Origin of the sequence: Lysinibacillus sp. Y5S-8 (assembly GCF_036894365.1) — a bacterium.
In the GTDB taxonomy this organism is placed as follows: domain Bacteria; phylum Bacillota; class Bacilli; order Bacillales_A; family Planococcaceae; genus Lysinibacillus; species Lysinibacillus fusiformis_D.
In genome coordinates this window covers 4,665,310-4,672,069 of sequence record NZ_CP145889.1, presented here as the reverse complement: position 1 = coordinate 4,672,069, position 6,760 = coordinate 4,665,310, and the positions used below count along the sequence as shown (strand labels likewise).

At 36.9% G+C, this 6,760-nt stretch carries 6 protein-coding genes; all 6 read left to right on the top strand.

All coding sequences use genetic code 11. From position 1 onward, the window contains the following. The first annotated feature begins 608 nt into the window (after positions 1-608). Entirely contained in the window at positions 609-743 is a 135-nt protein-coding gene (gene rpmH, locus V6670_RS22955; RefSeq protein WP_004233310.1) for a 50S ribosomal protein L34, read from the top strand. Positions 744-843: 100 nt separating this feature from the next. Next, entirely contained in the window at positions 844-1,188 is a 345-nt protein-coding gene (rnpA, locus tag V6670_RS22950; protein WP_036119559.1) for a ribonuclease P protein component, read from the top strand. 368 nt (positions 1,189-1,556) lie between these two features. Then, positions 1,557-2,327 (top strand): membrane protein insertase YidC, encoded by a 771-nt coding sequence (yidC, locus tag V6670_RS22945; RefSeq protein WP_025115704.1) that lies wholly within the window; start codon positions 1,557-1,559, stop codon positions 2,325-2,327. Continuing rightward, positions 2,324-3,127 carry an RNA-binding cell elongation regulator Jag/EloR gene (jag, locus tag V6670_RS22940; protein WP_338652196.1) on the top strand — a complete coding sequence of 268 codons (804 nt, stop codon included), beginning with the start codon at positions 2,324-2,326 and terminating at the stop codon, positions 3,125-3,127. Before yidC ends, jag begins: the two co-directional genes overlap by 4 nt. A gap of 250 nt (positions 3,128-3,377) precedes the next feature. Further along, complete coding sequence (gene mnmE / locus V6670_RS22935; RefSeq protein WP_036119549.1) at positions 3,378-4,763, top strand: tRNA uridine-5-carboxymethylaminomethyl(34) synthesis GTPase MnmE; 1,386 nt, start codon at positions 3,378-3,380, stop codon at positions 4,761-4,763. A gap of 27 nt (positions 4,764-4,790) precedes the next feature. Then, entirely contained in the window at positions 4,791-6,683 is a 1,893-nt protein-coding gene (mnmG, locus tag V6670_RS22930) for a tRNA uridine-5-carboxymethylaminomethyl(34) synthesis enzyme MnmG (RefSeq protein ID WP_338652195.1), read from the top strand. The last annotated feature ends 77 nt before the right edge of the window (positions 6,684-6,760 follow it).

Here is a 6,760-nt window from a genome sequence, read left to right as displayed (position 1 = left end):
GCTGCTAATCTCCTTTACAGTGTTCAATACATAAAAAAAAATCGCATTTATAGAAATGGTAAATACGTTCATAATTACAACTCGTCCACATAATCACAAGCTGTGGATAAAAGTTAACCAAAGGCTGTGATAAAAATTATCCACAGCATATTAACAGTTGTGGATAATTAAAATGTTCATTTCAGTTTTCAACAAAGTGAAGCACAGTAATCGTATCAGAAAAACAAAGCTATTTCAATAGTTTATGAAACTTATCCACATAGCTTGTAGTTATGCACTTTAGAGTTGTCCACAAGCACTGCTTATGTGAAAAAGCTGTAGATAATCGTTGTGGATAAAAAATAATGCAAAAAATACTATACACAACTCTGTGTAAAAAAAACAAGTACTCTGTGGATAAATATTTTATGTTCATGCAATAAATAATCTTTGAATTAGTAAAGATGCAAACGCTCAATGAGGGAAGATGGAATAGATTGATTTTGATACATAGATTAGCTGGTTAAAAGAAATTTATGAAATACATTGACAAAATAACTAGAAACTTTATATAATATTCGAGTCTGTATGTTGAAAAATTCAACTCATATCAGGAGGTGTCTATATAAATGAAACGTACTTACCAACCAAAGAAACGTAAGCACAGCAAAGTTCACGGTTTCCGCGCACGTATGAGCACGAAAAACGGTCGCAAAGTTCTTGCTGCTCGTCGTCGTAAAGGAAGAAAAGTTTTATCAGCATAAAATAAGTCCACTGAGCCACATCAGTGGTCTTTTTTTTCTTTATTTTTGGTAAACCTAGAAATGAGGATCAAAAGATATTATCTAATAGCAGGTGAAAGAAATGAAAAAACGCCAAAGAGTGAAAAAAAATGATGATTTTCAAAAGGTGTTTAAAAAAGGTAAATCTTTCGCTAATCGTCAGTTTGTTGTTTATTTTTTAGCAAAAGAAGGGCAAACAGAATTTCGTGTAGGTTTATCGGTTAGTAAAAAGCTTGGAAATGCGGTAACACGCAACAAAATAAAACGCTATATTCGACAAAGTATTCAAGAATTAAAGGATGATTTAAAGCCGAATATGGATTATGTTATTATCGCCAGACATCCGGCGGCCACTATGGATTTTCATGAAGTGAAACAAAGTTTGCAGCATGTACTACAAATCGCAAAGGTAATGAAGAAAGTGTAATGTATGCAAGCAAGTGGTGAAAATACGCCTGTACTGTAAGTAATGGAGTAGAAATAGAGCGGTTTTGCATACAATTATAAATAGAGGAATATACGCGTAGGGGTATTTGTAGCGTGCGATTTCATAAAAAAATATGTAAAATTCGCAACATAACTTAGGAATAAGTATATGTAGTTAGAATATTTAGTAGAGTGAACGTTATAGGCGTGATAAAATAACTGATAACTTTATCTTTATAGAGGACGTCTCAAACGCTGACTAAATCATGATAAAGCAGCTGGCAGGTCTTGAGGTAGGAAACTGCTAGTGAATGAAGAAATGCATATAGAATGAAGAAAAAGTGAATAGTAATTGTAGGGGGAAGAAGGTTGAAAAAACAACATTGGGTAATTTTGTCACTAGTATCAGTAGCCTTACTACTTTCTGGTTGTACAGAATTCAATGAACCAATTTCAAAAGACAGCACAGGCTTCTGGAATGAATTCATTGTTTGGCCGTTGGTATCAGCGATAAAATACTTTGCTGATTTGCTCGGTACGTATGCATGGGGGATCATTGCCGTAACGATTATTATTCGTTTAGCAATTTTACCTTTGATGATTAAACAAACAAAGAGCTCTAAAAAGATGCAAGAAATTCAACCAAAATTGAAGGAACTGCAGAAGAAGTATGCTTCTAAGGATGCTCAGACACAACAACAATATCAGCAAGAAATGATGAAGCTAATGAGTGAATCGGGAGTAAACCCACTAGCAGGGTGTTTACCAGTAATCATTCAAATGCCAATTTTAATTGGTTTCTATCATGCAATTAGTCGTATGAATGCTACATCTACATTTGATTTAGGAAATTTCTTTATCTTCCCGTTAGCAGATCCTGCACCTGCATTAGCAATTACGGCAGGTTTAATGCAATTTATCGTATTACGTACAGGACCAGCAATGGATAATCCTCAAATGAAAATCATGATGTATATTATGCCATTCATGATCATTGGTTTTGGTATGGCTTTACCAGCTGCATTATCACTATATTGGGTAATCGGGAATATTATTTCGATTTTCCAAAACCTGTATATTTATAAACCTTGGAATAAAGATAAAACACAACCTGCTCAAAATGGAGGGGCTAAAAAGTGAAACAACTTACGCAAATAGGCGCAACAACACAAGAAGCGATCTCATTGGCGTTACAGAAACTTGGCAAAACCCGTGAACAAGTAGATGTTGAAGTTTTACAAGAAGGTAAAAAAGGATTTTTAGGTTTTGGTGCACGTTCTGCAGAGGTACGTGTAACAGTAAAGGAAGTTCAGGTTCCGACAATTGAAAGTGACAAAGCCGAACCGCAAAATGCGACAAAATTAGACGAACCATTAGTAGTAGATGATGTTGAAACAATAAGTTCACAAGTTTCTGAACAACCAAGTGAAATCAAAGAAGTTCAACAAATCGTAAAAGAGCAAAATGAGGAAGAAGACACGGCAAACCCAATTGAAGAGGCAAAAGCTTATTTACAAAGTATTGCTGAACAGTTGGCTATTGATGATCTTGATATTGCTACGACTCGCGAGGGGAAATATGTATTATTTCAACTAAAAAGTGAGAAAGCTGCACTGCTTATAGGAAAACGTGGTCAAACACTAAATTCCTTGCAGCAATTGACGCAACTCGTATTGAATAAAAGCGCTAAGCAGTTTTTAATGGTGAAATTGGATGTAGAAAACTATCGCGAACGTCGACAAGAAGCTTTAGAATTACTTGCAGATCGAATGGCGGATAAAGCATTACGCTTAAATCAACGTGTGGCATTTGAACCAATGCCGTCTTACGAGCGAAAAATAATTCATAATCAATTAGCAAATCGTCTAGATCTTGAAACGTATTCAGAAGGCACAGAGCCTAATCGTTATTTAGTGATTGAACCAGTAAATAATAATTAGTCTGCTGCTGTAAACATACAGACACTATATTTTGAAAGGTCATTTTATCTTCGTGATAAAATGACCTTTTTTAGTGAGGCAAAGAATAGTGATTTTTGTCGAAAATAAGATAACCTAAAAAATTGATATTATCCACATTTGGAAATGATCCTTACTTTAGATTTTGTTGAAAATATGTTAGTCTAAGGTGTTAGTAAGTATTGGTCGGTTTCGATTATCCACATGTGGATAACGTTGAGGAGGTCATTAAATGGAGTTCGATACAATTGCTGCGATATCCACACCTATGGGTGAAGGTGCCATAGCTATCGTTCGTTTAAGTGGGGACGAGGCAGTGACAATTGCAGATAAAATATTCAAATCACCTGGTGGGAAAAGTTTAACAACGAAAGATTCGCACACCATTCATTATGGTCATTTAGTTGATCCTAAAACAAGTGAGGTAGTAGAGGAAGTAATGCTATCACTGATGCGTGGACCAAAAACATTTACACGTGAGGATGTAGTTGAAATAAATTGTCACGGTGGACTAGTTTCAGTGAATCGTGTATTGCAACTTGCGTTAACGAATGGAGCAAGATTAGCTGAGCCTGGCGAATTCACAAAACGAGCGTTTTTAAATGGACGTATTGATTTATCTCAGGCTGAAGCGGTTATGGATCTGATAAGAGCTAAAACAGATCGTGCGATGAATGTTGCTTTGGGGCAAATGGATGGAAAATTATCGAGACTTATTGGTGATTTACGCCAAGCTTTACTAGAGACATTGGCACAAGTAGAGGTTAATATAGATTATCCGGAGTATGATGATGTAGAAGAAATGACAGTACCTGTATTAGTAGAAAAATGTACATGGGTAAGAAATGAAATTAGTAAACTTTTGCAAACATCTTCTCAAGGAAAAATTTTACGCGAGGGCTTATCAACTGTTATTTTAGGTCGTCCAAATGTAGGGAAATCCTCTCTTTTAAATAGCTTAGTACAAGAAAATAAGGCCATAGTGACAGATATTGCAGGGACTACTCGTGATATTATAGAAGAGTATGTCAATGTACGCGGTGTTCCACTTCGTTTAGTGGATACAGCAGGTATTCGGGAGACAGAAGATATTGTTGAACGAATTGGAGTAGAACGTTCTCGAGAAGCTCTTCGTGGAGCAGATTTAATTTTGTTTGTATTAAACTACGCAGATGAATTAACTGCTGAGGATGAGCGTCTATTCAAAACAATTGAAGCGATGGATTACATCGTTATTGTCAATAAAACAGATTTACCGCAAAAAATTGATTTAGCACGTGTCGAAGAATTAGCTGATGAGCATCGTATTGTAACGACTTCCTTGTTACAGGAAGAAGGCATTACAGAGCTAGAAGAAGCCATTGCTGCTTTATTCTTTGAAGGACAAATCGAAGCGGGCGATTTAACATATGTTTCAAATGCAAGACATATTGCACTTCTGCACCAAGCACAGGCAACGGTTGAAGATGCAATAGCAGCTGCACAGGAAGGTGTACCAGTTGATATGGTACAAATCGATGTAACAAGAACATGGGAAATACTTGGTGAAATCATTGGCGACACTGTACAAGAAAGTCTAATTAATCAGCTATTTTCACAGTTCTGCTTAGGAAAATAAATTGATAAGAGAAAGGAAGATACGAGCATGCCAACAAAATATGAGGCAGGCACGTTTGATGTTATTGTAATTGGCGCAGGTCATGCAGGTTCAGAAGCTGCACACGCTGCGGCTAAAATGGGCGCTAGCACATTAATGCTAACAATCAATTTAGATATGATTGCATTTATGCCATGTAATCCATCTATTGGTGGCCCTGCCAAAGGAATCGTCGTACGTGAAATTGACGCTTTAGGTGGCGTCATGGGGAAAGTTATCGATAAAACACATATACAAATGAGAATGTTAAATACAGGGAAAGGTCCAGCAGTACGTGCATTGCGTGCACAAGCGGACAAAGTTTTGTACCAACAAGAGATGAAACGTGTGTTGGAGGAAACTGAAAACTTAACAATCCATCAAGGAATGGTTGAAGAGCTGATTATTGAAGATGGGGAAGTTAAAGGAGTCATTACACAAATTGGTGCCGTTTATCGCGCTAAAACAGTCGTTGTGACAACAGGTACTTTCTTACGTGGTGAAATCATTATTGGTGATATGAAGTATTCAAGCGGTCCTAATAACCAACAACCTTCGATTAGCTTAGCCGATAATTTAAAAGAGCTTGGCTTTGACCTAGTTCGTTTCAAAACAGGTACTCCACCACGTGTAAATAATCGTACAATTGATTATGACAAAACAGAGATTCAACCAGGGGATGACGTTCCACGTGCATTTAGTTTTGAAACAACTGAGTTCATTATGGACCAGCTACCTTGCTGGTTAACCTATACAAGCCCTGAAACGCATGAAATTATTGAAGCGAATTTACATCTTTCACCGATGTATTCAGGAATGATTAAAGGGACGGGGCCACGTTATTGCCCGTCTATTGAGGACAAAGTTGTGCGTTTTAATGATAAGCCACGACACCAAATTTTCTTAGAGCCAGAAGGCCGTAATACGCGTGAGGTGTATGTTCAAGGTTTGTCAACGAGCTTACCAGAACATGTCCAAACACGTTTACTAAAATCTATTCCTGGCTTAGAAAATGCAGAAATGATGCGCGCTGGTTATGCCATTGAATATGATTCAATTGTGCCAACCCAATTATGGCCGACATTAGAAACAAAACGCATTAAAGGCTTATATACAGCTGGTCAAATTAACGGTACATCTGGTTATGAAGAAGCAGCCGCACAAGGCTTAATGGCGGGAATGAATGCTGCTGCTAATGTACTTGGTAAAGAGGAGTTAATTTTAAGTCGCTCTGATGCCTATATTGGCGTTTTGATCGATGACTTGGTGACAAAAGGGACAAATGAGCCATATCGTTTATTAACATCTCGTGCAGAGTATCGTCTATTGTTACGTCACGATAATGCCGATTTACGTTTAATAGAGCTGGCTTACAAAATGGGCATGATTCCACAAGAAAGATATACAAAGTTCATTGAGAAAAAGGAACTGATTGAAACTGAAATTGCACGTCTTCGTGAAATCATTATTAAGCCAAATGAAGCAACCCAATCTGTTATTCGTTCTGTTGGCGGTAGTGAATTAAAGGATGGTATTCGTGGCGCAGATTTATTAAAACGTACTGAAATGCATTATGAGTTAATCGCATCTTTAATTCCTGCAGAAATAGAGTTTACGGATGAAGTAAAAGAACAAATTGAAATTCAGCTTAAATATGAAGGCTATATCGAAAAAGCATTGCAACAGGTAGAGAAGCTACACAAAATGGAAAACAAAAAAATTCCTGAGAATATTGATTACGATGCGATTTCAGGTTTAGCAACAGAAGCACGTCAAAAGTTAAAACAGGTTATACCACTTTCTATTGCACAAGCTTCTCGTATTTCGGGTGTTAATCCAGCTGATATTTCCATTCTGCTTGTTTATATTGAACAAGGTAAAATTGCGAAAGTAAGCAGCTAATCAACAACGTAAAGTGAATAAAGGGCGGGCATACTATTGTGCCCGCTTCCTATTTTTAAGGTTATACTGCTGAGTGG

What these genes read in the sequence shown, in the direction of transcription:
- rpmH (WP_004233310.1), top strand. Translation starts at nt 609, where the DNA reads ATGAAACGTACTTACCAACCAAAGAAACGTAAGCACAGCAAAGTTCAC.
- rnpA (WP_036119559.1), top strand. Translation starts at nt 844, where the DNA reads ATGAAAAAACGCCAAAGAGTGAAAAAAAATGATGATTTTCAAAAGGTG.
- mnmE (WP_036119549.1), top strand. Translation starts at nt 3,378, where the DNA reads ATGGAGTTCGATACAATTGCTGCGATATCCACACCTATGGGTGAAGGT.
- mnmG (WP_338652195.1), top strand. Translation starts at nt 4,791, where the DNA reads ATGCCAACAAAATATGAGGCAGGCACGTTTGATGTTATTGTAATTGGC.